The organism is Georhizobium profundi (genome assembly GCF_003952725.1).
Classification (GTDB): Bacteria; Pseudomonadota; Alphaproteobacteria; order Rhizobiales; family Rhizobiaceae; genus Georhizobium; species Georhizobium profundi.
In genome coordinates, this window is the sequence record NZ_CP032509.1 from 485,981 (window position 1) to 511,319 (window position 25,339).

Genomic DNA, 25,339 nt, shown 5'->3' on the forward strand with positions numbered 1-25,339 from the left:
TTCGTCACCCGCGCCGCTGCCCGCATGCTCTTCATGGCGATCACCACCGCAGCGTCACGCAACCGTTATAGAGCGCCACTAGAAGGGCCGCAGTCGAACGGGGCGCGGCTGCCGGCTGTGCCCCTTGCACAACGGAGCTTTGAACATGCGCACACTTCTCGCCGCCCTGGTGCTTGCCGCCGCATCATCGTCCGCTCTCGCAGCCGAGGGCACGCTCGTTCTCTACACAAGCCAGCCGAACACGGATGCGCAGCAGACCGCCGATGCCTTCATGGCAAAATATCCGGACGTGACCGTCGAGTGGGTGCGCGACGGCACGCCGAGGATCATGGCGAAGCTGTCGGCCGAGATCGAGGCCGGCCAGCCGCAGGCAGACGTGCTTCTCATCGCCGATATCGTCACGATGGAAGGTCTCAAGGCCGATGGCCGGCTTCTCGCATTTCCCGAAGCCGAGATCGAAGGGATCGACGAAGCGCTTGTCGACGCCGACCGCACCTATTTCCCGACGAAGCTGATCACCACCGGCATCGTCTACAACACCAACGCACCGATGGTTCCGACGAGCTGGCTCGATCTCACCAAGCCGGAGGCGGCGAACATGATCGCGATGCCGAGCCCGCTGACATCGGGTGCCGCGATGATTCATACCGTGACGCTTACCGGAAACCTGGACAATGGCTGGGATTTCTACAGTGCGCTGGCTGAAAACGGTGCGCAGGCATCGGGCGGCAATGGCGACGTTCTGCAGGCGGTCTCGGGCGGCGACAAGCTTTACGGCATGATCGTCGACTTCATGCCCATCCGCGAAAAAGCCAAAGGCGCGCCAGTGGAGTTCGTGTTCCCGACCGAAGGCGTCTCGGCCGTCACCGAGCCGGTCGCCATTTTGTCGACCACACAGAACCCTGAGGCTGCCAAGGCCTTCGTGAACTTCCTGCTCTCCGAAGAAGGTCAGTCGCTCGCGGTTCAGCAGGGTTACATTCCTGCCCGGGCCGACGCAGGCCTGCCGGAAGGGTACCCGGACCGGTCGACCATCAACGTGCTTCCCTATGACGCCGCTGCCGCTCTTGCCGACGACGCTGCGAACAAGGAACGGTTCTCCGAACTGATGGGCCAGTAGGACTTTGCCGAGGGCAAATGCCTGAACTTTCACACAGCCTGTCCGGCCAAGCCGCCGCCCCGCTCGCACATCGCCTGCGGGGGCGGCAATCGCCAACAGGGTTGGGCCGCGCATCGCGGCCCTCTTTGTCATCAGCGTCATCCTCGTTCTCGGCCTCCTGCCGATCGCGAGAATCATCCTTGCCGCGATTGCGCCTGGGCTGGTCTTCGATCTCTCGATCATCGGCGAGCAGTGGACACGCGCCACCACGTTGCGCGCCATGTGGAACACGCTCGACACGGCCTTCTTCGGCGCCGTGATCGCGCTCCTGATCGGCGGGCCTTTCGCCTTTGCGGTGGCGATGACCGATATGCCGACGCGGCGCTCACTCGGCTTCCTCCTGCTTCTGCCGCTGATCATCGCACCGCAGGTGACCGCGCTCTCCTGGCTGCACATGACCGGCCCGTCCAGCACGCTTCTCAACATGCTGGGGATCGCGCCGGCGCCCGGAACACCGAACCCGATCCTCGGTCGACAAGGCATCATCCTGCTCTTCGGCGTCCAGCACGCGCCGATCGTCTTCATCACGCTTCGTGCCGGCCTGGTCGGGCTGCCGGGCGACCTGATCGAAGCCGCACGCGCCTCTGGTGCAACTCCGTTGCGCGCATTCTACACGATCGTTCTTCCCCTGATGCGGCCGTGGATCGCTGCAGCCGGCGCACTCGCCTTCGTGTCCGGCATCGGCAATTTCGGCATCCCCGCGCTTCTGGGACTGCCCGTCAATTATCTGACCTTGCCCACGCTCATCTATCGCCAGATGTCGAGCTTCGGGCCTGGCGTCCTGCCGCAGATGGCAAGCCTGTCGGTTCTCATCGGTGTGCTCGCCCTTCTCGGGATCCTCGCGCAATCCTTCGCGATGCGCGGGCGCACGACCCGTTACGGTCAGGGGCGAGCGGCACGGATCAGCCTGGGGCAATGGCGCTATCCCGCTGCAGGCCTCGCATGGCTGCTTTTGACAGTCGTGCTGCTGATGCCGGCCCTTGCGCTGTTGACCACATCGTTGGTGCCCGCCTTCGGCGTTCCGCTGACCCTACAAACCATGACCCTCGCCAATTTCGAAGAGGTCCTGCTGCGGCAGGCATCGACGATCCGGGCGTTCCAGAATTCGGCGATGCTGGCGGGTGCTGCGGCGTTGATCCTGGCCGCAGTCGCCCTTCCGATCGCCATCGTGCTGGAGCGGTTCAGCACGCCGTCACGCCGGATCCTGCAAGGCATCGCCGAGCTGCCCTATGCGCTGCCGGGTATCGTGCTTGCCATCGCCTGCATCCTGCTGTTCCTGCGGCCGCTGCCACTGATCGGCAGTCTTTACGCCACGGCTTGGATAATTCTCATCGCCTATCTCATGCGGTTCCTGACCCTCGCCATGAAGCCAGTGGCCAATGCCGTAACGCGCATTCCGCTCGAGTTCGACGAGGCGGCGGCGACCTGCGGGGCCTCGCCGCTGCGCCGCGTCGTGACCATCACGGCACCGCTCGCCGCGCCGGCCGCCGCGGCTGCTGCGCTCTTGGTGTTCATGAGTGCCTTCAACGAGCTCACCGTCTCGGCGCTGCTGTGGTCGAGCCGCAACGAGACGCTCGGTGTCGTTCTGTTCAGCCTTCAGGAAGCGGGGCTCGGTCCGCAGGCTGCCGCGATTGCCGTCGCGACGGTCGTCGTCGTCGTGGCCTTGCTCGCCGTGCTCGACCGGCTGGCGACCCGTTTGCCACAAGGTGTGCTGCCCTGGCGTTGAGCCTTCGCCTCAGCGCGGAATGATCCAGGCATCCGACACAGCGATCTGAACGTTCGCACCCGGCACGGGCGGCTCTGCGCAATCGACCACGACATGCTCGCGTTGACCGGGGATCTCGAGAGAGACTTCAAAAACCGGCCCACGATATATTGTCGACACGACGCGCGCCGGTATGCCCGTTTCGGCGAGCGACAGGGCCTCGGGGCGCAGCAGAACGCGCACCTTCGGCCCGCTCACCGAATCGGAGCAGCGCGCGGAAATGCGGTGTCCACCGATCTCGATGTCCGCCCCGCCTTCACCGCCCGAGTGCCATGTCGCATCGAGGCGGGCTCCGCGGCCGACGAAGCCTGCCACGCTTTCATCAATCGGGGCGCGATAGATCTCGGTCGGGGCCGCGCATTGCAAGATGCGCCCATCCTTCATGACGGCGATGCGATCGGACAGAGCGAGCGCCTCCGACTGGTCGTGCGTCACATAAACCATGGTTGCGCCTAGGCGGCGGTGAATGTCGCGGAAGGCATCGACCATGGTGGCACGCAGATGCATGTCGAGATTGGCGAGCGGCTCGTCGAAGAGAACGATCCGCGCCTCTGCCACCACGCAGCGCGCGAGCGCCACGCGCTGCCGCTGGCCGCCGGACAGTTCTTCGACGCGCCTCTTCCCGAAGCCGGCGAGACCCACTGTCTCCAGAACTTCGGCAACCCGCCGCGCGCTCTCGGCACCCGACACGCCACGGGTCGCAAGCGGATAGGTGATGTTCGATTCTACGTCCATATGCGGCCAGAGCGCGTAGGACTGAAACACGACGCCAACGCCGCGCCGTTCTGGCGGCACCTGGCGCTCCCGATCGGCAACCGTCTGCCCGTCGAACTTGATGGTACCCTCATCGGGTTTGTCGAAACCCGCAATCAGCCGCAGCATCGTCGTCTTCCCACAGCCCGACGGCCCCAGCAACGAGGTGAAGGATCCGGCAGGCAGATCGAGGCTAACCGTGTCGAGCGCGCGCTCGGCTCCGAAGCGGCGGGTAATGCCGGCAAGACTGATGTGAACCATCAGCGCTGCTTGCCAGCCTTTTGTGACAGTCGAGCGACGGGGTTCACCTGGGCGTTGAAATGGTCAGCGCCATGACAGGGCCCGGACTAGCGCAATCTGGACCGAAAAGAAGCGAAGTAAATCTTACACAGCAAGAAGCCGCCGGAACGAACGCAGGTGGTTTATTGGCTGGCTACTGGCGGCGGATTTCGAAGATCAGAGCGCGCAGCGTAACCGAAGTTGCGCGCTGTTTTGGATAGTAAAGGCAAATGCCGGGGAACGATGCGCACCAGTCGTCGAGCACCGCCACCAGCCGTCCGGCGATCAGATCAGCTGATGCCGCCTGTTCGGTAACGTAGGCAAGGCCGCAGCCGAGACGTGCAGCCTCCAGCGCCAGCGTGTTGTTGCCCAGGATCAACCTTCCGGTGACCGGAACAGTTATTTCGTGACCCTTGCTCGCGAACTCCCATTGGATCAGCCGGCCAGACGGCCTGCGGGCGCGTATGCAGGCGTGATCCAGGAGATCAGCAGGGCGCTGCGGTGCGGGGACCCGCTTCAGATAATCGGGCGCGCCCACGACGATGAATCGCTGATCAGGCCCAACCGGCACTGCAACCATGTCGCGTGGCACATCCTCGGTCAGGCGGAGCCCCGCGTCAAAACCATGGGCCACAATGTCGGAGAGCTGGCCATCTTCCACAAGATCGATTTCGACACCAGGATACCGCCACTGCAGACGCGCGATGACCGGCAGCAACAGCGCAAGTCCTGATCCAGAGCCGTTGATGCGCAGCAATCCACCCGGCTCGGCGCGTCGTGCCGTCATTTCGGTCATCGCGCTCTCGATCTCGCGAAGAGCGGGCGTGGCACGTGCGAGAAAGGCGGCCCCGTCTTCCGTTAGCGCTACGCTGCGGGTGGTGCGGTTGAATAGCCTCACACCCAGACGTGTCTCTAGCCCGGCCACCTGACGGCTGAGCGTCGAAGGTGGCAGATCCAGCCGCATTGCTGCCGCGCGAAAGCTGCCTTGCTCCACGATTTCAACCAAGAGCCGGATCTGCGACAGGGTCATATCAGTCATTGTACCGTCCGATGCACCACTTGATGCCGAATTATATCGATTATCGGACGGAAATCCCGGTTGTAGGTAGAGGGCAGGCTGAGAAAAAGGATTACCCATGACCATTGCATCACGAACTGTCCTGATTACCGGCACGTCCTCCGGCTTCGGAGAAGCCACCGTGCGCCGCTTTGCAGCCGCGGGTTGGAACGTCATCGCTACTCTGCGCAACCCGCCCGCTGCACCTGACTTCCCAAAGAACGTGCTCGTGAAGCGATTGGACGTGCAGGATCGGTCGAGCATCGAGATGGCTATTGCCGAGGGTACCGCGCAGTTCGGCAGTATCGATGTTCTTGTGAACAATGCGGGCTTTGGCCTCCACGGCTTCTTCGAGACCACACGACGCGAGAAGATGCTGCAACAGTTCGAGGTCAATGTCTTTGGACTGATGGATGTCACGCGTGCCATCCTCCCGCAGATGCGTGCACAGCGGCATGGCGTGATCTTGAACGTGACCTCGGGCGCTGGTGTGTTCGGACTGCCGATGATCTCGCTTTATGCCGCGTCGAAATTCGCCGTTGAGGGATTCTCGGAAGCCTTAATGCATGAGGTCGCGCCATTCGGCATAGCCGTAAAGCTCACCGAGCCCGGTGGGGTTCGGGAAACCCGCTTCGGGCAGCGCGCCGGCGCCGAGGCGTCAGGAGCCCTGGACATTGCGGACTACGCGCCGTTGCAGGAGCGTGCAACTGCGGTGTTCGCCGCGATAGCGGATAGCCGCAGCCATGGCACCTCGGACGAAGTTGCTGAAGTCATCGTTGCTGCAGCTACCGATGGTAGCACGCAATTGCGCTATGTCGCGACCGACGGCATCAAACCTTGGGTCGAAGCCCGGCGCAAGAATGGCGAGGACGCTTACATCGAAACGATGCGTGCGGCGGTCGGATTGGGAGCGCTCTAGATCGCAGGGCTACATTTGCGGTTAATGGCACGCTGGACGAGGTTCGATGTCGATTGGAAGTGAGATCCGCGCATCCAACGTGCCGGAGCGGAGCATTAGGGACTTGTGAAAGTGTCGCATCGATGCGGCTGTAAAAGGTATTTACAGCTTGAACCGTCAGACTTCGATATCTCGGGAAATCAAGATGTTAACATCTTGCTGGTGCCCAGAAGAGGACTCGAACCTCCACACCCTTGCGAGTACCAGCACCTGAAGCTGGCGCGTCTACCAATTCCGCCATCTGGGCAACTGGCGCCGATGTAAGGGGCGCAGGTTGCACTGTCAACGGCTTTTCTCGGCAGTGCGCAACAACCGACTGCCTTGATCATCCGTGGATAACATGACTATTGTAGTCATGTTTTTAATCTTGGTCGTCGGAGATGAAGCATGTGTGCGGGTTGCAGCGGAGCGGGGCGGGACAGTGCGCCCAGGGTCGGAGCCCGGCTGCGGCTGTGGGCGTTTGAGGACTTGGCGCACTGCCCCGTGATCGGAACGTGCCTGACACACGCGGATCTCACACGCATCGCAGCATCGCTGCGGCTTGTCTTCCCGAAAGACGCGCAGGACTACGACGTTCACGGCCATTTCGTGCGTGCGGCCACGGCAGACACTGCAGAAGCACGCGCCGTTTCGAAGCTGCTCGACGAGCGGCATGCGGGGCTCTTGCGGCGCGTTCGGCGCGAACACTGCCAGGAAGCGCTGCTTCGGCTCTGGAACGAGATGAAAGGTGACGGGCGGATCGCCGGAGGGTTCTGGGCCTTCATGACCTCGACCAATGTGGGCACCGCATTGCGCGGCCACATCTTCGGCGAAGTGCATATGCTTTCGCACCTGATGGGCAGCGCCAGCCGGCGCCAGAGCGAGGAAAGCGCACGCCTGAAAGCGGAGCTCGAGGATGTGCGCATGCGGGCGAACCGGCAGGAAGCCCATGCGCGCCAGACCGTGCTCGAGCGTGATGCGCAGATTGCCCAGCTGGAAGACGCGCTGGTGGAAGCCCAGCGGGCCCTTGTCTCCAAAACGGCGAATCACCCGACGGAGACGAAAGAAGCCGCAGGCACCTTTTCACCTGCCCGGCGCCAAAAGCTCGAGCGGGCACTCACGGTCTCTCGGGGCCGCGCGCGGGCGGCCGAAGCGGAAGTCAAGCGGTTGAGAATGGCTGCCGAAGCGCGCGGTCGCGCACCGACGCCCGCGGCCGAGCCGCAAAAACCATTGCCGGCACACACGCCGCTGCGTCCGATGGCGCGTCTTCAAGGGCTGAACGTGCTCTATGTCGGCGGGCGAAACGGCCAGGCGCACCATCTTAAGGCGCTTGCGGAGACATTCGGCGCGCATTTCCACCACCATGACGGTGGTCTGGAGGATGCGGTGACGCGGATCGACGACGTCCTGCCTTCGATCGACTGCGTGTTCTGCCCGATCGACTGCGTCAGCCATGATGCGTGCCTGCGCGCCAAGCAGGGCTGCAAGAAGCTCGGTAAGTCCTTCGTGCCGTTGCGCAGTGCGAGCCGCGCATGCCTAAGACATGCCCTCGTTTCGATGATCGGCTCCGATGATCCTGCCGACCCATCTGCCACAGTCGGGCGGAACCCTACGCAGAACCCCGGCGTTTACGCCTAAAGTCCAGTGCGACAATGTTGCAGAGCAGCAAAAGCGTGCTAACCTCTTTTTACACAATCGCTGTCATAAAGACTTTCACGAACCGGGATCAGCGGTGCATTGGAGCGGAGGCTCAGGCCGAAGCTTCCTTTTAAGGGCTGGGTGGAATAGCGGGCGGCGGGAAACCGCCGAGCGAGCGAGAGCCTGAAACACCTCTGCGGCCGGGTCCTCAACAAGGGCTCTCGCCAATGTTCTATCAGTTCTACGAAATGGGCCACGCTGCTGTCGCGCCATGGCGTGCCGCGGCGGATGCGATGAAGATCGCCTATCAGAACCCGCTCAATCCGCTGTCGCACACTGCATTCGGGCGCGCCGTCGCTGGCGGCATGGAAGTGTTCGAGCGCACCACCCGTCGCTACGGCAAGCCGGAATTCGGCTTAAAGACGACCAGCCTCAACACCGGACGCGTTTCGGTACACGAGAAGGTCGTCTGGTCGCGCCCCTTCTGCAATCTCATTCACTTCGAACGCGCGCTGCCGGCCAATCACCGCCCTGATCCCAAGATCCTCATCGTGGCGCCAATGTCGGGCCACTACGCGACATTGCTGCGCGGCACTGTGGAAGCCCTGCTGCCCAAGGCAGAGGTCTACATCACCGATTGGATCGACGCCCGGATGGTGCCGGTCACCGAAGGGCATTTCGATCTCGACGACTATATCGACTACGTCATCTCGATGCTGCATGCGCTCGGACCGGATACCCATATGATGGCGGTCTGCCAGCCGTCGGTACCGGTGCTTGCGGCTGTGGCGCTGATGGAAGCGCGCGGCGATACGATGGCGCCGTCCTCGATGACGCTGATGGGTGGCCCGATCGACACGCGCCGTAACCCCACCGCCGTCAACCAGCTTGCGCAGGACAAGCCGCTCTCCTGGTTTGCCGACAATGTCGTCATGCAGGTGCCGTGGCCGCATCCGGGCTTCGGGCGCGATGTCTATCCGGGCTTCCTGCAGCTGTCCGGCTTCATGTCGATGAACCTCGACAAGCACATGAACGCGCAGAAGGACTTCTTCTGGCACATGGTGCAGAACGACGGCGATTCGGCCGAAAAGCACCGCGAATTCTACGACGAGTATCTCGCCGTGATGGACCTGACGGCGGAATTCTACCTGCAGACGGTTGATACCGTGTTCATCAAGCACGCGCTGCCGAAGGGCGAGATGATGCACCGCGCCGAGCGCGTGGATTGCAGCCAGATCCGCAACGTGGCGCTTCTCACCATCGAGGGCGAGAACGACGACATCTCCGGCATCGGCCAGACCGAGGCGGCGCAGACGCTGTGCAGCAACATTCCCGACACGATGCGCCACCACTACATGCAGCCGAAGGTCGGCCATTACGGCGTGTTCAACGGCTCGCGTTATCGGGCGGAGATCGCGCCGCGCATTCTCGATTTCATGCGCACCCATTCCGCTGCCAACCGCAAGGCAGCTGCCGCGAAGACGAAATCGCCCGTGCGCAAGGTCATCCAGGGCGGCAAGACAAGCTGAGACCCCGCCTTCTTGACGAAAGTCGATAACGTCTTTCGATAGTTAGCGGATTCGCAGGGGCGTGTTCTTGAACCGCCACAATCTTTTCCCCAACTCGAAGTGAAGGGGCGGCAAGGGTGCCGTTCTTACACAACGACGAGGAAAGAGATGACCACTTCCCATGTGCATGCCGCTTCGGCCAGCAAGCCGGTGATCCGGCCTGAATGGACGCCCGCGACCATCGCGCTGATGGTGCTCGGTTTCATCGTTTTCTGGCCGCTGGGCCTGGCCATGCTCGCCTACATCATCTGGGGCGACAGGCTTCCGGCACTGAAGCGCGATGTAAACAAGGCGACAGACAGCATGTTTTCGACATTCTCGCGGGCAACCGGCACCGCACGCACACCGACCGGCAACGTTGCCTTCGACGACTGGCGCTCGGCTGAGCTGAAGCGTCTCGACGAAGAGCGCGCGCGCCTGGAAGCCATGCGCGACGAGTTCGAGGATTATGCCCGCGAGCTGCGCCGCGCAAAGGATCAGGAAGAGTTCGATCGCTTTATGGCTCACCGCCGCACCACATCCGGCGAGCGCAGCGGTCCAACGATCGACGCGGCGTAACCGAGAAGACGGTCGCCTCATTCGGTTCAAGCTTCCCCTGCCCCATCCGGTGACAAGACCGTAACACCGCGTCTGCGGCGCCTCGCGAAAGCGGGGCGCCGTTTCTCTTTTCCAGGCCCCGCTCTGCACGAATCATCTAGACTGGACAGCATGTTCAAGGCGCTTTCCCCATTGTTGCGCGGCCGCAAGCCAAAGCCTCGACAAGCGCTTCGCGAGGTGCGGGTGCATGATCGCGTTCTGCCTCTCGTCATCGCAGAGCATGGCCGCAGCACGCGCCTGACATTGCGCATCGAGCCGGGTGGTCGCGGTTTGAAGGTCACCGTGCCGCCGGGCGTCCCGGCGAGCGAGATCGACCGCTTCATCGAACGCCAGCAAGGGTGGCTGATGACGCGGCTTGCCCGATATCCGGCTGGGTCATCGATCGTCGACGGCGGTCAGATCAGCCTGCGCGGCGTGGACCATGTGATCCGCGCAACCGGAAAGGTGCGAGGCCGCACCGCATCTGTCGTCGAAAATGGCCGGGCCTTTCTCGATGTCGGCGGTGAGCCCGAACATCTGTCGCGCCGCATCCGCGATTTTCTCAAGAAGGAAGCACGGCAAGATCTAACCGACGCGGTCGCTCGCCATGCCGGAACACTGAAAAAGCGCCCAGGAAGGATCACGATCAAGGACACCCGCTCGCGCTGGGGTTCGTGTACGTCTGACGGCAACCTCGCCTTTTCCTGGCGCATCGTCATGGCGCCGCCCCATGTCATCGACTATCTCGCAGCTCACGAAGTGGCGCATCTCGCCGAGATGAACCACGGTCCGCAATTCTGGTCGACCTGTCGCGCGCTCTGCGCCGAAACCGATGCTGCTCGGGCCTGGCTGAAACGGCATGGCACGCTTCTGCACGCGGTCGACTTCGGCGCGTGAACGACACCCCGCCGGCCTCGACTCCGGCGTCTTTTCGTGGCACCTGACCGCGATGGACATCCAGGTCAAAATCTGTGGCCTTTCCGACGACACCGCGGTCAGGGCAGCGCTCGACGGCGGCGCAAGCCATATCGGCTTCATTTTCTTTCCGCCTAGCCCGCGGCATGTGAGCATCGAAGCGGCTCGCGCGTTACGGGCCCCGGCGCGCGGCCGCGCGCTTGCGGTTGCCGTCACGGTCGATGCCGACGACGCTCAGCTGGACGAGATCGTGTCGGTCATGGAGCCGGACGTTCTCCAGCTTCACGGCAAGGAAGGCCCCGAGCGCGTGCGCGCGGTCAAGGCCCGATACGGTCTGCCCGTGATCAAGGCCTGCTCGATCCGCGACGCCGGTGACGTCGATGCAGCGCTCGCCTACCGCTCGGTGGCCGACCGGCTGCTCCTCGACGCCAAGGCGCCGGCAGGATCGAAACTCCCGGGCGGCAACGGCGTCAGCTTCGATTGGGGGCTTCTTGCCACGCTTGACGAAGGCGTCGATTACATGCTTTCCGGTGGGATCACGATCGGCAATGTCGACAATGCGCTGAGCGTGACACATGCCCGCGCGCTCGACGTCTCCTCTGGTGTCGAAAGCGCTCCGGGCGTAAAGGACGCTCAACTGATCTCGCAGTTTCTCCGAACGGTCGATGAGCGCGGACATGGCGCGCGCAGTCCGGCTGAGGTCGGGCAAGGGAGTTTCTCATGAACCAGCTTCTGAAGCCGAATTCCTTCCGGGCCGGCCCGGACGAGGACGGTCGTTTCGGCATCTTCGGCGGGCGCTTCGTCGCCGAAACGCTGATGCCTCTGATCCTGGACCTGCAGGACCACTGGACCAATGCCAAGACCGATCCAGCCTTCAAGCAGGAGCTCGACTGGCTGAACACCCATTATATCGGTCGTCCGAGCCCGCTTTATTTCGCCGAGCGGATGACGGAAGAACTCGGCGGCGCGAAGATCTATTTCAAGCGCGACGAGCTGAACCACACGGGCAGCCACAAGATCAACAATTGCGTTGGACAGATCCTGCTCGCCAAGCGCATGGGTAAGACCCGCATCATCGCCGAGACCGGTGCCGGCCAGCACGGTGTGGCAACGGCAACGGTTGCCGCACGCTTTAACCTGCCCTGCATTGTCTATATGGGCGCAACCGACATCGAGCGGCAGGCACCGAACGTCTTCCGCATGAAGCTTCTCGGCGCCGAAGTCCGCCCCGTCACGTCGGGCAACGGCACGCTCAAGGATGCGATGAACGAGGCGTTGCGTGACTGGGTCACCAATGTCGACAGCACCTATTACCTCATCGGAACCGCGGCCGGACCGCACCCCTACCCGGAAATGGTGCGCGACTTCCAATCGGTGATCGGGCGCGAAACGCGCGAACAGATGCAGGAGCGCGAAGGTCGCCTTCCCGACATGCTGGTCGCTGCCGTCGGCGGCGGATCGAACGCGATCGGCCTGTTCCACCCGTTCCTCGACGATCCGACGGTTCAGATCGTCGGTGTCGAAGCGGGCGGCAAGGGCCTCGACACGAACGAGCACTGCGCTTCGCTGACGGCCGGTGCGCCGGGCGTGCTGCACGGCAACCGCACCTATCTGCTGCAGGACAATGACGGGCAGATCGAGGAAGGTCATTCGATTTCCGCCGGCCTCGATTATCCCGGCATTGGCCCGGAGCATTCCTGGCTGAAGGACAGCGGCCGCGTCGAGTACGTTGCCATCACGGACCGCGAGGCGCTGGATGCGTTCCAGTTCCTCACCCGCGTCGAAGGCATCATCCCGGCGCTGGAACCCTCCCACGCGCTGGCCGAAGTGATGAAGCGGGCGCCGAAGATGGACAAGGAGCAGATCATCGTCATGAATCTGTGCGGGCGCGGCGACAAGGACGTATTCACCGCCGCCAAGGCCCTTGGCGTGGAGCTTTGAGGACGCAATGACCGCACGCATGGACCAACGGTTTGCCGATTTGAAGGCTGAGGGGCGCCCGGCGCTCGTCACCTATTTCATGGGCGGTGACCCGGACTACCAGACTTCGCTCGACATCATGAAGGCGCTGCCGCGCGCCGGTGCGGACATCATCGAGCTCGGCATGCCGTTTTCCGATCCGATGGCGGATGGCCCAGCAATCCAGATGGCCGGACGCCGTGCGCTCGATGCTGGCCAGACGTTGGCGAAGACGATCGATCTCGCCCGCGCCTTTCGCGAAACCGACCAGAAGACGCCGATCGTGCTGATGGGCTATTATAATCCGATCTACCGCTACGGCGTCGAGCGCTTCCTGGACGATGCGCTGGAAGCGGGCATCGACGGGTTGATCGTGGTCGATCTGCCGCCGGAAATGGACGACGAGCTTTGCCTGCCGGCGCTCGCCAAGGACGTCAATTTCATTCGCCTGGCCACACCGACGACGGATGCCAAGCGCCTGCCTATGGTGCTGCGCAACACGTCAGGCTTCGTCTATTACGTGTCGATGAACGGCATCACCGGCTCAGCGTTGCCCGATCCCTCGGGCATCGGTGAGGCTGTCACCCGCATCAAGCAGCATACGAATCTGCCCGTTTGCGTCGGCTTCGGCGTGAAAACGGCCGAGCATGCGCGCCGGATCGGCATGGCGGCCGACGGCGTCGTCGTCGGCACGGCGATCGTCAACCAGATTGCGAACACATTGGACGCGCAAGGTCGCGCAAGTGCAGACACCGTCGAGAGCGTCGCCACACTGGTGCGCGGTCTCTCGACCGGCGTGCGCACCGCGCGTCTGGACGCGGCCGAATAGGCTTCCCATATCGGAAGCGACTTCGCGTAATTTGTCGCGTTTCCGACGGTGAACCGATATCCACTTCACCTGGAAACGCTCTAGACTTCAGGAGCCATTCGCTTGAACTGGATCACCAACTACGTCCGGCCGAAGATCAACTCCATGTTCGGTCGCCGCGAGGTCGCCGAGAACCTCTGGATCAAGTGTCCGGAAACCGGCGAGATGGTCTTTCACAAGGATCTCGAGAGCAATCAGTGGGTCATCCCGTCCTCGGGATACCACATGAAGATCTCGGCCAAGGCCAGGCTCGGCTATTTCTTCGACGATGGCGCGTATGAGCTTATTCCGGCGCCCAAGGTGCCACAGGACCCGCTCAAATTCCGCGACACGAAGAAGTATGTCGACCGGCTGCGCGAGCATCGGACGAAGACCGAGCTCGACGACGCGATCGTCGCAGGCATCGGTAAGGTCAGCGGTATCGAGACCGTCGCCTGCGTGCACGATTTCAACTTCATCGCAGGCTCGCTCGGCGTCGCCGCCGGTGAGGCGATCATCGCCGCCTTCGAGACGGCCGTGAAGCGGCACTGCCCGCTGGTGATGTTCCCGGCCTCCGGCGGCGCCCGCATGCAGGAAGGCATCCTGTCGCTGATGCAGCTGCCCCGCACGACGGTTGCTGTCGAAATGCTGAAAGAGGCAGGCCTTCCCTACATCGTCGTTCTCACGAACCCGACGACGGGTGGCGTTTCTGCCTCCTACGCCATGCTCGGAGACGTGCATCTTGCCGAGCCGGGTGCCGAGATCGGTTTCGCCGGCCGCCGCGTCATTCTGCAGACCATTCGCGAGCAGCTGCCGGAAGGCTTCCAGACTTCGGAGTACCTGCTCGAACACGGCATGGTCGACATGGTTACCCACCGCCACGACATCCCGTCGACCGTCGGACGGCTCTTGCGCATGATGCTCAACCAACCGGCGCTCGAAAAGCCGGAGGCCTCGGCGACCGGTAACGGCATCACGCTCAACGGCACCGGCGGCAGCGACCCGATCGTGCAGATCCTGGATGATCCCGGCACACGGGCGAAGCCCCCGTTGGTCGACGCGCGCCGTGAGGCCACGCCGGCGGCAAACTGAGCCGCCCGCCGGACGCCCGAGGAGTGCATTCATGACGACGGCACCGGCTGAGACCGCAGCCCAGGAAATCGACAAGCTTCTCAGCCTTCATCCCAAGGGCTTCGATCTGTCGCTCGACCGCATTCGCGCGTTGCTCGACAAGCTCGACAACCCGCAAGACAGGCTGCCGCCGGTCATCCATATCGCCGGCACCAACGGCAAGGGCTCGGCATCCGCCTTCTGCCGCGCGATCCTCGAAGCCGCTGGGCTTCGCGTTCATGTCCATACATCGCCGCATCTTGTGCGCTGGCACGAGCGCTACCGCATGGCCGGACAGGACGGCGAACCCGGCGCGCTGGTCGATGACGCCGTTCTCGCCGATGCGGTGCGCCGCGTTGCCGAAGCCAATGGCGGCGCGACGATCACGGTATTCGAGATCCTCACGGCCGTGACCTTCGTTCTTTTCTCCGAACATCCGGCCGATGTGGCTATCATCGAGGTCGGTCTCGGTGGCCGCTTCGATGCGACGAATGTGATCGCCAAGCCCGCCGTTTCGCTGATCATGCCGATCTCGCTCGACCATCAGGCCTATCTCGGCGACCGCGTGGAACTCATTGCCGCGGAAAAGGCGGGCATCATGAAGCGCGGCTGCGCCGTCGTCATCGGACATCAGGAAGAGGATGCGGCACGCGAGACGCTCGTCGCGATTGCCGAGCGGCAAGGCTGCCCGACCACGATCTTCGGGCAGGATTTCTTTGCCCATGAGGAGCATGGCCGGCTCGTCTACCAGGATGAATTCGGCCTTGTCGACCTGCCGCTGCCGCGGCTCGTCGGCCGGCATCAATATGCCAATGCCGGGGCCGCCATTCGCGCGGTGAAGGCCGCCGGGTTCCTCGTCGACAACGACGCGATCGAAAAAGGGCTGACAGGCGTCAAATGGGCCGGGCGCATGCAGCGGCTGACCGAGGGCCATCTGCTCGACCCGCTCCCGAAGGGCAGCGAGCTTTGGCTGGACGGCGGACACAATCCCGGTGCCGGCCAAGTGATTGCCGAAGCCTTTGCCACGCTGGAAGAACGCAACCCCAGGCCGCTTTATCTCGTCGTCGGAATGCTTTCGACGAAGGACCCGATCGGCTATTTCAGTGCTTTCAAGGGCCTGGCGAAGTCGGTCTTCACCGTCGCGATCGCCAATTCGGACGCGGCTCTCGATCCGCTGGTGCTCGCCGACGACGCGATCGATGCGGGCCTCACGGCAGAGCCGGTTTCGGACATCGTCGATGCGCTCGACCGAATCGGTGGTCTCGCAGGTGGAGAGATCGCGCCGCGCGTGCTGATCGGTGGCTCCCTCTATCTTGTTGGCGAAGCGCTTGAACTCAACGGCACGCTTCCGGACTGATGACACGAAAAATGCCCGGCTCTTTCGAACCGGGCATCGAGACTTCAATATTCCTGAGATCAGGAAACGGCGCCGGAAATCCAGGATGACAGGGCCGTCTTCGGCGATGCGCCAACCTTGATGTCGGCAACTTCGCCGCCCTTGAACATGGCGAGCGTCGGGATCGAGCGCACGCCGTACTGGGCTGCCAGTTCCGGATTGTCGTCGATGTTCAGCTTGGCGACCTTCACGCGGCCGGCCATCTCATTGGAGATCTCTTCCAGGCTCGGTGCGATCATCTTGCAGGGGCCGCACCATTCGGCCCAGAAATCGACCACGACCGGCTCTGCGCTGTCGAGAACCTCGGCCTGGAAATTCGTCTTGTCGACTGTGACGGTTGCCATCAAGGCACTCCTTCATCGCGTTTTCGTTGAGCTCAATGTGCGCATCGGCGCCCAAGCTTTCAACGTGCGGTATCTCATTTTGTCGTGAGTTCGGCAATCGCCGCTTCAAGCACGCTGTTCGGAAGGGCGATGATGGACGGCGCCTGCGTGTATACCAATGCGGCGGAGATGTGCCGGCCTGGATAAAGCGGCGCGATCAGGTCGCGATAAAGCGCCATCTGCGCGCGATGAGCGAAAGACACATCCTCAAGGCGCTCGATTGCCGGCCTGTTCGTCTTGTAGTCGACGATCAGAACCCGATCGGGAAGCACCACCATGCGGTCAAGCCGCCCGGATACGACGTGATCGCGCCCACTCAGGCGCATGGTGCCCATGACGGAGACCTCGGCCCTGCTGCCCGGCGCGAATACCTCGGCAAACTGCGGATCATCCAGGATCGAGAGCGCCTCGGCAGCCAACCCACTCGCTGCTTCCTCGTCCAGATGCGGCGCGGCACGCTCGATATAGCGATAGGCTGCGGCTTCGCGGTCTTCCGCCTCGATCGCCGGCAGCATCTGCAGCATGCGGTGCATCATGCGGCCGCGCTCAAGTCCTTCGGCTGCGCCCTTGCCGGCGCTGTCCGAGCGATCGAAGAGCGGCGAGCGCACGGATCCGCCCTCGCTGGCGCCGTCGATGATGGCACTGGCACCGGATGGAACGAGCGGTCGCGGCGGGCGTGCGGGCAGCGGTAGGGGCCGCTGTAGCACCAGAGGCAGGTCGCGCAAGGCGTCCGAAGCAGACGATTGCTCCGCATCCTTATGGGTCACCGGCTCCAATTCGCCGCCGAAACTCAGTCCGGCCCACTGCTGATCGCCGGCTGAGAACTCGATCTGTCGCGCCTTTTCGCTCTTCGATAGCGCGCTCGCGACCATCGAATGCCAGTGCGCTCCGCTTGGCGCGTTGATGCCGTGATAGCCGCACACGACCAGACGGTCGGCGGCGCGGGTCAACCCGACATAGAGCAGGCGGCGATATTCTTCTTCGGCGGAGGCTTCGAGCGACTGCCTGATCGCCCGCGTTACGCTGTTTTCGTAGTCCTTGCCGGGCACCCAGAGGATCGGCTCCGGCCCCTCGCCCACCATTTCGCGCAGTTTCGGGACATGCGTTGCCTGCACCGCCGCACCGCCGGAATCGACCAGAAACACGATCGGCGCTTCGAGACCCTTGGAGGCGTGCACGGTCATCACGCGCACCTCGTCGCGTCCCTGCTCCATCTCCCGCTTGATCTCAGGCGACTGAGCCTGCAGCACGGCAAGAAAAGCCTCGAGGCCGGGCAGGCCGGTACGTTCATGGTCCAGCGCAAAGGACAGGAACTCATCCAGCAGATCCGCTGCTTCGTGGCCGAGCCGCGCCAAGAAATCCGCTCGCACGCCGCCGGGACCGAGCAGTTCGGCATAGAAATCATGCACCGACAGGTCGCGCGCGGTCTGCCGCCAATGCTCAAGTCGCGCAAATGCGCGATCAAACGGCGAGACCTGCCGGTCGGCGTGCTCGCGCAGGGCATCGAAGACACCACGGTTGCCGGGCCGGCCGTGGCAAAGCGCAAACAGATCGTCTTCCGAGAGGCCGAACAGCGGCGATTTCAGCGCTGCCGCAAGGGCGAGATCGTCGTCCGGCAACACGATCGCACGACCGAGCGCGACCAGATCCTTCACCGCAATATGATCGGCGAGCTTCAGCCGATCGGCGCCGGCAATCGGCACTGTCGGGCTCTTCTTCAACTCCCGCGACAGTGCGTTGACGAAGCCGTCACGCTTGCGGACCAGGACGAGGATGTCACCCGCAGCGATGGGGCGTCGCCCCTTCTTGGTCATGATCGTTTCGCGCCCGACCCACTGGCGGATCGTCCCAGCGACACGGCGAGCGAGCTGCGCCTTCGGGTCGCTTTCCGGCGTGTCGTCGAAGGGTGCGGTCCAGTCCTCGTCGTCGAGGCGCTTTTCCTTGCCGATCATCTCCCAGAGATCGACCCGTCCGATATCACCGCCCCGCGCCGTGCTGTGCTTGATCAGCTCGTCGTCGGCGCCGAGCCCGCGCTTGTGATCGGCTTCGGCGAAAACAGCGTCCACCGCATCCAGAACATCCGCCGTGGATCGGAATGATTGACGCAGCGCCACGGTCTCGAATTGCCGGGCCGACGCCGTCGCTCGGCTTGCCGCATGCCGTCCCTCTTCGCGGAACCGCTCGGGCCGCGCGCCTTGAAAGGAATAGATCGACTGCTTCTCGTCGCCCACGGCAAAGAGGGTACGCGGGACCCGCTGCTGTTCTTCGCCGGCAAAGAATTCCTCGGCCAGTCGCCCAACGATAGCCCACTGCCGAGGGCTCGTATCTTGCGCCTCGTCCACCAGAATGTGGTCGATACCCTGGTCCAACTTGTAATGGACCCAGGCGCTCGCCCCCTTTTCGCTGAGAAGCGCGGTCGCGCGCTCGACCAGATCGTCGAAATCCAGCCGGCCGCGCTGGCGCTTCAGCCGGTCGTAGTCCGAGAGCAGACGCGCGGCCAGAACATGCGCAGCTTTGGTCAATTCGAGCATGCGCCAAAGGGCGAGGCGATCCTTCACCGCCAAGACCTGCGCTGCGGCGGACGCCAGTCGCTCTTCGATGTCGGGGATCGCGGCGGTGATGTCCGCGCTCGCGATATTGCGGGTGGAACGCGGCGAGCCGTCCTTGGTCAGGAAACACTGGACCAGAGCCGCATAACGCTCGGTGGGCGCCTGTAGTGCTGCGGACTTCAAATTCTCGACGAACTTCTTCGGCGAAGCGGCCTTACCGGAGCGGGCGACGCTGTCGAACAGATCAAGCAGATGGGCAGGAAAGGCTTCCAGCGGCCAGGCGTGCCCCGCGATCGCCTCTTCCGTCTCGTGGGGATCGATTCCGGTTCGCCTGTACAGTTCCGTGTCGATGCCCGCGCCGGCACGGGCCGCATCGTGGAAACGGCCGACCAGCGTTCGCTGGCGGATCAGGCTGTCCAGCAATTCATCCAGCCCGAACTCGCCGACGGCTTCCAGGATGCGCTGGAAGCCAGCGGCGAGATGCTCCTCGGTCTCGATCGTCGTTGCGCTCAGCAGGGAGCGGCGGGCCTCGGCAAGAAGCGTGGCGGATTCGCCGTCATCCATCACCTCGAAATGCGCGGCAACGTTGGCTTCCAGCGGAAACTGGTGCAGTAGCGCCTCGCAGAATGCGTGGATGGTCTGGATTTTCAGGCCGCCGGGGGTCTCAAGCGCTCTTGCAAAGAGACGGCGTGCCGCGCCGAGCTTGATCGCATCGGGCATCTGCCCTTCCAGCTTGTGCAACTCCGTTGCCAACGCTTCGTCGGATAAGGACGTCCATTTCGACAGGCGCGAAAAGACGCGGTTCGACATCTCGGCAGCCGCAGCCTTGGTATAGGTGAGGCACAGAATGCCCGAGGGACGTGCGCCGGCGAGAAGCAGCCGGATCACGCGCTCGGCCAGCACATGTGTTTTGCCCGAGCCGGCATTCGCCGCCACCCAGGCGGACGCGCGAGGATCGGAGGCGCGCGCCTGCTGCCGTGAGGTCCAATTGAGATCGTAGAGGGTCTCCGGCTCGCTCATGCTTCACCTCCCTCTTCATCGTCCGCGTCGCCATTGGCCCACTCGGCGACACGCGCGAGATGGTCGTACTCGCCTCCATAGTCGCGGGCCTTGGCGGGAATGATGCGTGAAGCGAACCCACGCCGGCCGGTTTGGAGCACAGCTATGAAGCCGGCTAACCGATCGAGCGACTGCATGCCGAGATCGGCCGCGCTCATATGGGTCCCGTCATCGGCGGAATTGGCACTGCGGCGGTCCTTGCCCTCCAACTCATCGACCAGCAATCGGTCGGAAGGCTTGAGGCGCACATATTTCAGTGAGTTCGGGGTTCGTGGGCCGACGCGCTTGAAGCCACCATCGAGAAGGGCTGCGGCTTCAAGCGGCAATTGCGGATCGAGAAGACTGCGCGCCTGCTTGCGCGACGGCTCCGTGCCCGACTTGAAATCGATGATATCGACGGTGCCATCTTCGCGCAGATCCACGCGGTCGGCTATGCCGGACAAAAGCACGCCGGTCTGCCGAACCGGGATCTCCGCGTGCAGCTCCGTATGGCGCTCGGCAATCTCTCCGTTTCGCTGCCGCTCCCATTCGAGCCAGTGGCGCGCCACGTGATCGAAGCGCGGGCGCCACAGGACCTCGACATGATGCGGCAGGCGCTGGGCGGCGAAGCACTCGTCGGCAATGCTTTCCAGCAGCAGATCGGCATCGGGATGATCGATGTCGGGGCAGCGGCTGATGAAGGTTTCCAGAACCTCGTGATAAAGCGTTCCCCGCTCGGCCACGCCCGGATCGCGAATGAGCTCGGCCAGGGGGTCGAGACGGAGCACCTTGCGGGCATAGATTGCGTAGGGATCACGCCGCAGCGTCTTCACTTCGCTGAAGGAGTAGCGCTTGGGCTGGGCTTCCAGGGGCGGACGCGGTTCTGGCCGTGATGCCTGCGGCACGGGCTCGCGGTGATCGAGAAGCGCTGCCTGCGCAAGTATCTGGGCTCCGCGCAGGCGCATCGCAGCCGCCTCGGTCTCACCCGCAACCGCAAGCAGCCGTTGCAGCCAGCGCGAAGCGACGGTCGGCGCGCCGCCGGAGCGGGTCGATCGGCTGAGAACGACGTTTTTTGCCCCGAGCGCCATCTGAAAATCATGGGCAGCCAAGCCGATCCGGCGTTCGGGCGGCTCAAGCCCGATCGACGCCTTCATCGGTCGCGACAGAAACGGATCCTGGCCCGGCCGCTGCGGCCAGGAGCCTTCGTTCAAGCCAGCAAGCAGCAGCGTGTCGACATCCTGCAGCCGCGCCTCGAGCGCGCCCCAGATGAAGATGCGCGGGTGAGCCGTCACATCCGGCTTCACGATCTCGCCGGCGAGAAACGCGGCTGCAATATCAGCCCAGTCGGTGCCGTCCGCAGAGATTTCAGCACGCGCCGCGATGAGATCGGCAAAAAGTCCTGCCAGTTTGCTCCCCGCCTCGCCGCCCCAGAGATTGCCGAGTTCGCCCCGATCATCGGCAGCGACGCCTTCCAGCACCCGCGCGGTCAACTCCGCCCATTGCGCAATCGTCAGCCGTCCAGGAGCGGCATCGGCGCGGCGGCTGGTCAAGAAGCGTGCGAAGCGGCCGGCAAGCGGCGCCACCGCCGCTTCCACGCGCAGCGTCATCACGCGGGCGGCCGCAACGTCCTCATCGGAGATGCGACGTCGCCATGCAGGCTGGTGTCGGCGCTCCGACCGGGTCGTAGCCTCAGCATCCAGCAGTGCCGTCAACGCAGTGACATCGACATCGCCAAGCGTGCCACGCAGGGCAATGCGCTCGAAGATGCTGGCTGCCCGGCGCTTTTCATCAGGCTCCATGCCGAAGCGGGCCAGCGGATGGCCGAGCAGCGCCGTCAGCGCGACCGGATCGCCGGGTTCCATGACGGTATCGAGCAAGAGCCGCAGCAACGTGCCTTGGGGCGTCGAGGACAGCGGCAAGCCGCCGGAATCGTTCGCTTCGATACCGAAACGGCGAAGCTCGATCGACACGCGGCGGGCGAGATTGCGATCCGGGGTGACGAGCGCCACGCGCTGTTTCGGATTTTCCGCCGCCAGCCGCATCGCCACGGCCAGCGCCGTCGCTTCTTCGCGTTCGCCGCCTGCTTCGATGACCGTCACGCCTGCGAAGGCGGCAGGATCGACCGCGCCGACCCCGTGCCAGTGATCGGTGGCCTGGGCGGGCAGAAGCGCCGTTGAAACCAGCCGGTTCCGCGCGGCGATCGTGTCGGATATATCGCCGAGCGGCGTCACCATCTCACGCGCAGCGTCGAGCCGGTCGAGGAGACGGCTGAGACCAAATTGAGGATGCGCTGCGACCGCCGGGTCGGACAACAGCCCGGCCTCTCCGCCGACCAGCGGCCAGATGTCATCCGCAATGCCGAGATCGAGGCCGGGAAAGATGACGGCGCCGTGCTCCAGCGTCGCAATGGCGGCAATGAGGTCTGCCGTCGCCGGGATCGAGCCGGTCGACCCGGCGACGATGACGGGCCCGTCTGGCGGATTGGCAAGCATGCGCGCGATTTCGGCCGACATCGCTGCGTTGCGGTGCAGCGCCGGATCGGAACGGCTGAGTTCTCCAAGCCGCGCTGGCCAGAAGCTGCGGGCGATCTTCATGAATTCGAGCGTGAGCTGCCACCAGGTGCCGAAATCCGCCGCCTCCAGCGCATCGAGCGCCGCCCAGTCGCCGCCATGCGTGCCCATTGCATCGATGAGATCGCGCAGATCGCGCGCCAACCACACCGCATCGGCGGGCGTTGCCGGCACGACCAGCGAATCGAAGCGGCCGTCGCCAAGGGCTGCCGGCAGTGCCGCTTTCCAGCGTTCAACGAGGCTTGCGAGCTCCAACACCGCCTCGACGGAGCCGATCGGGGGCGCGAGATCGAGTGTCGCGGGCATCTCGGCATCGAAAAAGCCGCCATCCTCATCCAGTTCGCCGAGCGCCTTCAACGTCGGCAGGATGGCGCTGCCCGTTCCGACGACATCTACGAATTCGGAGCGCAACGACCGCACGGCGCGCCTTGTGGGGAGGTAAATCGTCGCGCGCGCCAGCGACAGCGGATCGTTCGGGTCATAGCGGAAACCCGGCACGAGATCGCCGGCACAAAGGCTCTCGGCGAGGATGCGCAGGAGCGGCGCACCGGGGGGAATCGTGAAGAGACGCTTCTGCATGGTTGCAGCCATATCAGCGGGTGGCAGAAAAATCCGCAATGACGGCTTCGGCCGCGCCGATTGCTTCGGGTGTGCCCACCGTCAACCAGTGACCCTTTAGCCGGATTCCATGCAGCCGGCCCGCTGCTATCGCCGCGTCGAAAAACCGGTTCAACGAGAACGGTTCGCGCGGAGCATCGCCTAGCAATCGCGGATGCAGGATCATTGCGCCGCAATAGATCAGCGGATCGGCCAGTCCCTCGCGGTAGCGGGACAGCCGGCCATTGGCCTGCATAACGAAATCGCCGCCGGCCTTTTCGTGACCGGTGCTCTGGCTCGGTTCGGCCGTGAGCATCAGCATGTCCATCGTGTCCGGGTCGAAGGCAGACCAGAGACGGGCGATGTTGGTGTCGTTCGCATCGCTCGGCTCGAGCCAGAAACTGTCGGCATTGAGAAGAAGGACGGGCGCCTTGCCGAGCAGGTGGGCAGCCTTCACCACGCCGCCACCGGAATCCATCAGGTGGTCTCGCTCGTCTGAAATCGACACCCAAGGCGTGAGCGGCGCAAGATGCGCTTCCATTTGATCGGCGAGATGATGGACGTTGACGACGACCTGGTCGACGCCATCAGCCTTGAGGAGATCGATGAGATAGTCGATCATCGGCCGCCCAGCGACAGGCACGAGCGGCTTCGGCGTGCTCAATGTCAGCGGACGCAGGCGCGTGCCGAGCCCTGCGGCCAGGATCATCGCGCGCTTTTCAAGCCTGTCGGTCATCGCCAGCACCTGAACCGAAAACGCCTGCGGTCTCGTACCACGACCGCAGTTCCGCCAGATCGGGGTGGCGCAGCGCTTCGGCCACATAGCTGCGCATGCGCGGCAGATGGCGAAGATAGCCCGGCTTGCCGTCCCGCTGCTTGAGGCGAACGAAGATGCCAAGGATCTTAGAGCCGCGCTGCGCCTGCATCAGGGCAAGCGCCCTGCGGAATGCGGGCTCATCGAATGGTCCCAGGCCGTGCCGCGCCGCGACATAGGCAGCGACCAGCCGATCCGCCATCGGCTGTTCGATCGTGACGCGGGCATCCTGCACGATCGACGCCACATCATAGGCCGTCGGTCCCAGCATCGCGTCCTGAAAATCGATGATGCCGAGCCTGTCGACCCGTTCGCGATCGCCGCGCCAGATTAGGTTGGGCGAATGGTAATCGCGCAGGACGACATGAGCTTCGCTGCCCTCCAGCGAGGCAACCGCTTGGCGCCAGAGGGTGATGTAGTCCTCCCGCTCGGTGGCAGAGGGCGGCGTTCCGCGCTCATGCGCCAGATACCAGTCCACCAGAAGCTCGACTTCGATCTGCATCGCGCCAAGATCATAAGCCGGCAAATGGTATGTCTCGCTGCCGACGGGCAGGGCACCGGGAACGGGGGTAACGTGCAGCTGCGCGAGGGCCTCGACGGCGGCAGTGTAGCGTTCCTCGATCGGAGCGCCCGACGGGTCCAGCAAACCTTCCGATCCAAGGTTCTCGACGATGAGGAAACCCTGCTCCAGGTCGTCAGCTCGGATGTCGGGCGCGCTGAAACCTTTGCTCTTCAGCCATTTCGCCATGGCGACGAAGGGTCGAACGTCCTCAGCGAGATGCGCAATGCGCGAATAAGGCTTGCCATCGCGGATGATGGGTCCATCGGGCTGGGCGGGGGCGTTCATCAGGATGAACGGTGAGGCGCCATCGGCGACCAGACGTTCATAGGCCCGGCTCGAAGCGTCTCCGAGCAGGAAGCGTCGCTGAACCCCTTTAAAGCCCGATGCATCGAGGAAGGCCCGCGCCGCCAGCGTCCGATCGATCCGTGCGATAGTCTGGTCGGGAGCCCGGATGTGCACGGTTCGCGCGTCGGCCGTTTCGCCTTCCGCGATCGTCAGATGGATGGCACGTTCCGGAAGCATATTTCCTGCGCGCTCAGGCCACTCGACCAGCACGACACCGGTCGCGACGGCTTCGTCGAAACCGAGTTCGGCGAGTTCATCGGGGTCCGTGATGCGGTAGAGATCGAAATGCGCGATCGTCAGGCGCAGCTCGTAGGATTGAACCAGCGTAAAGGTCGGGCTCGGCACGTCGAGATCAGGATCGTCCGCAACCGCGCGGATCAGGGCGCGCGCGAAGGTGGATTTGCCGGCGCCCAGTTCGCCCGACAGCGCAAGTACGTCGCCGTTTCGCAGCATGACCGCGATGTCTTCGGCGAGCCGCTCGGTCGCCCGTTGGTCGGCGAGATGAAGGAGCCTTTCGCCCATGCG

The 25,339-nt window shown here is 63.8% G+C and carries 19 protein-coding genes and 1 tRNA gene; 12 read left to right on the top strand and 8 right to left on the bottom strand.

Features of this window, described 5'->3' with window-relative positions; all coding sequences use genetic code 11:
• The first annotated feature begins 145 nt into the window (after positions 1-145).
• Positions 146-1,117: an ABC transporter substrate-binding protein gene (locus D5400_RS02330; protein ID WP_126007288.1), complete on the top strand. Its 972-nt coding sequence runs from the start codon at positions 146-148 to the stop codon at positions 1,115-1,117.
• A gap of 259 nt (positions 1,118-1,376) precedes the next feature.
• Positions 1,377-2,882, top strand: coding sequence for an ABC transporter permease (locus D5400_RS02335; protein WP_245451404.1), 1,506 nt, complete (start codon positions 1,377-1,379; stop codon positions 2,880-2,882).
• 9 nt (positions 2,883-2,891) lie between these two features.
• Here D5400_RS02335 and D5400_RS02340 read toward each other — a convergent pair whose 3' ends face one another.
• Together D5400_RS02340 and D5400_RS02345 are read right to left on the bottom strand one after the other, a co-directional pair.
• A complete protein-coding gene (locus tag D5400_RS02340; protein WP_126007292.1) occupies positions 2,892-3,935 on the bottom strand; it encodes an ABC transporter ATP-binding protein in 1,044 nt (347 codons plus the stop codon).
• Positions 3,936-4,107: 172 nt separating this feature from the next.
• Positions 4,108-5,187: a LysR family transcriptional regulator gene (locus D5400_RS02345; protein WP_245451405.1), complete on the bottom strand. Its 1,080-nt coding sequence runs from the start codon at positions 5,185-5,187 to the stop codon at positions 4,108-4,110.
• Here D5400_RS02345 and D5400_RS02350 point away from each other — a divergent pair.
• On the top strand, positions 5,153-5,929 hold the full coding sequence (locus D5400_RS02350) for an SDR family oxidoreductase (RefSeq protein ID WP_245451406.1): 777 nt from the start codon (positions 5,153-5,155) through the stop codon (positions 5,927-5,929). The genes D5400_RS02345 and D5400_RS02350 overlap by 35 nt on opposite strands.
• A gap of 199 nt (positions 5,930-6,128) precedes the next feature.
• Here D5400_RS02350 and D5400_RS02355 read toward each other — a convergent pair.
• Positions 6,129-6,215, bottom strand: a tRNA-Leu gene (locus D5400_RS02355).
• A 905-nt stretch (positions 6,216-7,120) separates the two neighbouring features.
• Between D5400_RS02355 and D5400_RS21340 the strand changes: the two genes are divergently transcribed.
• From D5400_RS21340 to D5400_RS02400, 9 genes are all read left to right on the top strand, one after another.
• Positions 7,121-7,585 (top strand): DUF2325 domain-containing protein, encoded by a 465-nt coding sequence (locus D5400_RS21340; protein ID WP_205665556.1) that lies wholly within the window; start codon positions 7,121-7,123, stop codon positions 7,583-7,585.
• Between the two features lie 227 nt (positions 7,586-7,812).
• Positions 7,813-9,114 carry a polyhydroxyalkanoate depolymerase gene (locus D5400_RS02365; RefSeq protein WP_126007298.1) on the top strand — a complete coding sequence of 434 codons (1,302 nt, stop codon included), beginning with the start codon at positions 7,813-7,815 and terminating at the stop codon, positions 9,112-9,114.
• A 147-nt stretch (positions 9,115-9,261) separates the two neighbouring features.
• Positions 9,262-9,711, top strand: a complete 450-nt coding sequence (locus D5400_RS02370) for a DUF2852 domain-containing protein (protein ID WP_126007300.1) — start codon at positions 9,262-9,264, stop codon at positions 9,709-9,711.
• A 150-nt stretch (positions 9,712-9,861) separates the two neighbouring features.
• Positions 9,862-10,626: a M48 family metallopeptidase gene (locus tag D5400_RS02375; RefSeq protein WP_126007302.1), complete on the top strand. Its 765-nt coding sequence runs from the start codon at positions 9,862-9,864 to the stop codon at positions 10,624-10,626.
• 52 nt (positions 10,627-10,678) lie between these two features.
• Positions 10,679-11,368, top strand: coding sequence for a phosphoribosylanthranilate isomerase (locus tag D5400_RS02380; RefSeq protein ID WP_126012610.1), 690 nt, complete (start codon positions 10,679-10,681; stop codon positions 11,366-11,368).
• Positions 11,365-12,585 carry a tryptophan synthase subunit beta gene (gene trpB / locus D5400_RS02385; protein WP_126007304.1) on the top strand — a complete coding sequence of 407 codons (1,221 nt, stop codon included), beginning with the start codon at positions 11,365-11,367 and terminating at the stop codon, positions 12,583-12,585. The genes D5400_RS02380 and trpB overlap by 4 nt, the downstream gene beginning before the upstream one ends.
• A 7-nt stretch (positions 12,586-12,592) precedes the next feature.
• Positions 12,593-13,432 (top strand): tryptophan synthase subunit alpha, encoded by an 840-nt coding sequence (gene trpA, locus D5400_RS02390; protein ID WP_126007306.1) that lies wholly within the window; start codon positions 12,593-12,595, stop codon positions 13,430-13,432.
• Positions 13,433-13,534: 102 nt separating this feature from the next.
• The gene (gene accD / locus D5400_RS02395; RefSeq protein WP_126007308.1) at positions 13,535-14,542 is read left to right on the top strand and encodes an acetyl-CoA carboxylase, carboxyltransferase subunit beta; all 1,008 of its coding nucleotides are present in this window, start codon (positions 13,535-13,537) and stop codon (positions 14,540-14,542) included.
• A 31-nt stretch (positions 14,543-14,573) separates the two neighbouring features.
• Positions 14,574-15,917, top strand: coding sequence for a bifunctional folylpolyglutamate synthase/dihydrofolate synthase (locus tag D5400_RS02400; protein ID WP_126007310.1), 1,344 nt, complete (start codon positions 14,574-14,576; stop codon positions 15,915-15,917).
• A gap of 59 nt (positions 15,918-15,976) precedes the next feature.
• On the opposite strand, the gene trxA is transcribed toward D5400_RS02400, so the two are convergent.
• From trxA to tsaE, 5 genes are all read right to left on the bottom strand, one after another.
• Positions 15,977-16,300 carry a thioredoxin gene (trxA, locus tag D5400_RS02405; RefSeq protein WP_126007312.1) on the bottom strand — a complete coding sequence of 108 codons (324 nt, stop codon included), beginning with the start codon at positions 16,298-16,300 and terminating at the stop codon, positions 15,977-15,979.
• Positions 16,301-16,374: 74 nt separating this feature from the next.
• A complete protein-coding gene (gene addA, locus D5400_RS02410) occupies positions 16,375-19,908 on the bottom strand; it encodes a double-strand break repair helicase AddA (RefSeq protein WP_126007314.1) in 3,534 nt (1,177 codons plus the stop codon).
• On the bottom strand, positions 19,905-23,075 hold the full coding sequence (gene addB / locus D5400_RS02415) for a double-strand break repair protein AddB (protein ID WP_245451407.1): 3,171 nt from the start codon (positions 23,073-23,075) through the stop codon (positions 19,905-19,907). The genes addA and addB overlap by 4 nt, the downstream gene beginning before the upstream one ends.
• Before the next feature lie 13 nt (positions 23,076-23,088).
• On the bottom strand, positions 23,089-23,829 hold the full coding sequence (locus D5400_RS02420; RefSeq protein WP_126007318.1) for a nucleotidyltransferase family protein: 741 nt from the start codon (positions 23,827-23,829) through the stop codon (positions 23,089-23,091).
• Positions 23,813-25,336, bottom strand: coding sequence for a tRNA (adenosine(37)-N6)-threonylcarbamoyltransferase complex ATPase subunit type 1 TsaE (tsaE, locus tag D5400_RS02425; protein WP_126007320.1), 1,524 nt, complete (start codon positions 25,334-25,336; stop codon positions 23,813-23,815). The genes D5400_RS02420 and tsaE overlap by 17 nt, the downstream gene beginning before the upstream one ends.
• Positions 25,337-25,339: the final 3 nt, after the last annotated feature.

Coding starts and splice junctions, on each gene's coding strand:
- D5400_RS02370 (WP_126007300.1), top strand. CDS start 9,262: ATGACCACTTCCCATGTGCATGCCGCTTCGGCCAGCAAGCCGGTGATC.
- D5400_RS02375 (WP_126007302.1), top strand. CDS start 9,862: ATGTTCAAGGCGCTTTCCCCATTGTTGCGCGGCCGCAAGCCAAAGCCT.
- trpA (WP_126007306.1), top strand. CDS start 12,593: ATGACCGCACGCATGGACCAACGGTTTGCCGATTTGAAGGCTGAGGGG.
- D5400_RS02400 (WP_126007310.1), top strand. CDS start 14,574: ATGACGACGGCACCGGCTGAGACCGCAGCCCAGGAAATCGACAAGCTT.
- tsaE (WP_126007320.1), bottom strand. CDS start 25,336: ATGGGCGAAAGGCTCCTTCATCTCGCCGACCAACGGGCGACCGAGCGG.
- D5400_RS02365 (WP_126007298.1), top strand. CDS start 7,813: ATGTTCTATCAGTTCTACGAAATGGGCCACGCTGCTGTCGCGCCATGG.
- D5400_RS02380 (WP_126012610.1), top strand. CDS start 10,679: ATGGACATCCAGGTCAAAATCTGTGGCCTTTCCGACGACACCGCGGTC.
- addA (WP_126007314.1), bottom strand. CDS start 19,908: ATGAGCGAGCCGGAGACCCTCTACGATCTCAATTGGACCTCACGGCAG.
- D5400_RS02340 (WP_126007292.1), bottom strand. CDS start 3,935: ATGGTTCACATCAGTCTTGCCGGCATTACCCGCCGCTTCGGAGCCGAG.
- D5400_RS02335 (WP_245451404.1), top strand. CDS start 1,377: ATGTGGAACACGCTCGACACGGCCTTCTTCGGCGCCGTGATCGCGCTC.
- D5400_RS02420 (WP_126007318.1), bottom strand. CDS start 23,829: ATGACCGACAGGCTTGAAAAGCGCGCGATGATCCTGGCCGCAGGGCTC.
- D5400_RS02330 (WP_126007288.1), top strand. CDS start 146: ATGCGCACACTTCTCGCCGCCCTGGTGCTTGCCGCCGCATCATCGTCC.
- trpB (WP_126007304.1), top strand. CDS start 11,365: ATGAACCAGCTTCTGAAGCCGAATTCCTTCCGGGCCGGCCCGGACGAG.
- trxA (WP_126007312.1), bottom strand. CDS start 16,300: ATGGCAACCGTCACAGTCGACAAGACGAATTTCCAGGCCGAGGTTCTC.
- D5400_RS21340 (WP_205665556.1), top strand. CDS start 7,121: ATGGCTGCCGAAGCGCGCGGTCGCGCACCGACGCCCGCGGCCGAGCCG.
- D5400_RS02345 (WP_245451405.1), bottom strand. CDS start 5,187: ATGACGTTCCAACCCGCGGCTGCAAAGCGGCGCACGGTGGCTTCTCCG.
- addB (WP_245451407.1), bottom strand. CDS start 23,075: ATGCAGAAGCGTCTCTTCACGATTCCCCCCGGTGCGCCGCTCCTGCGC.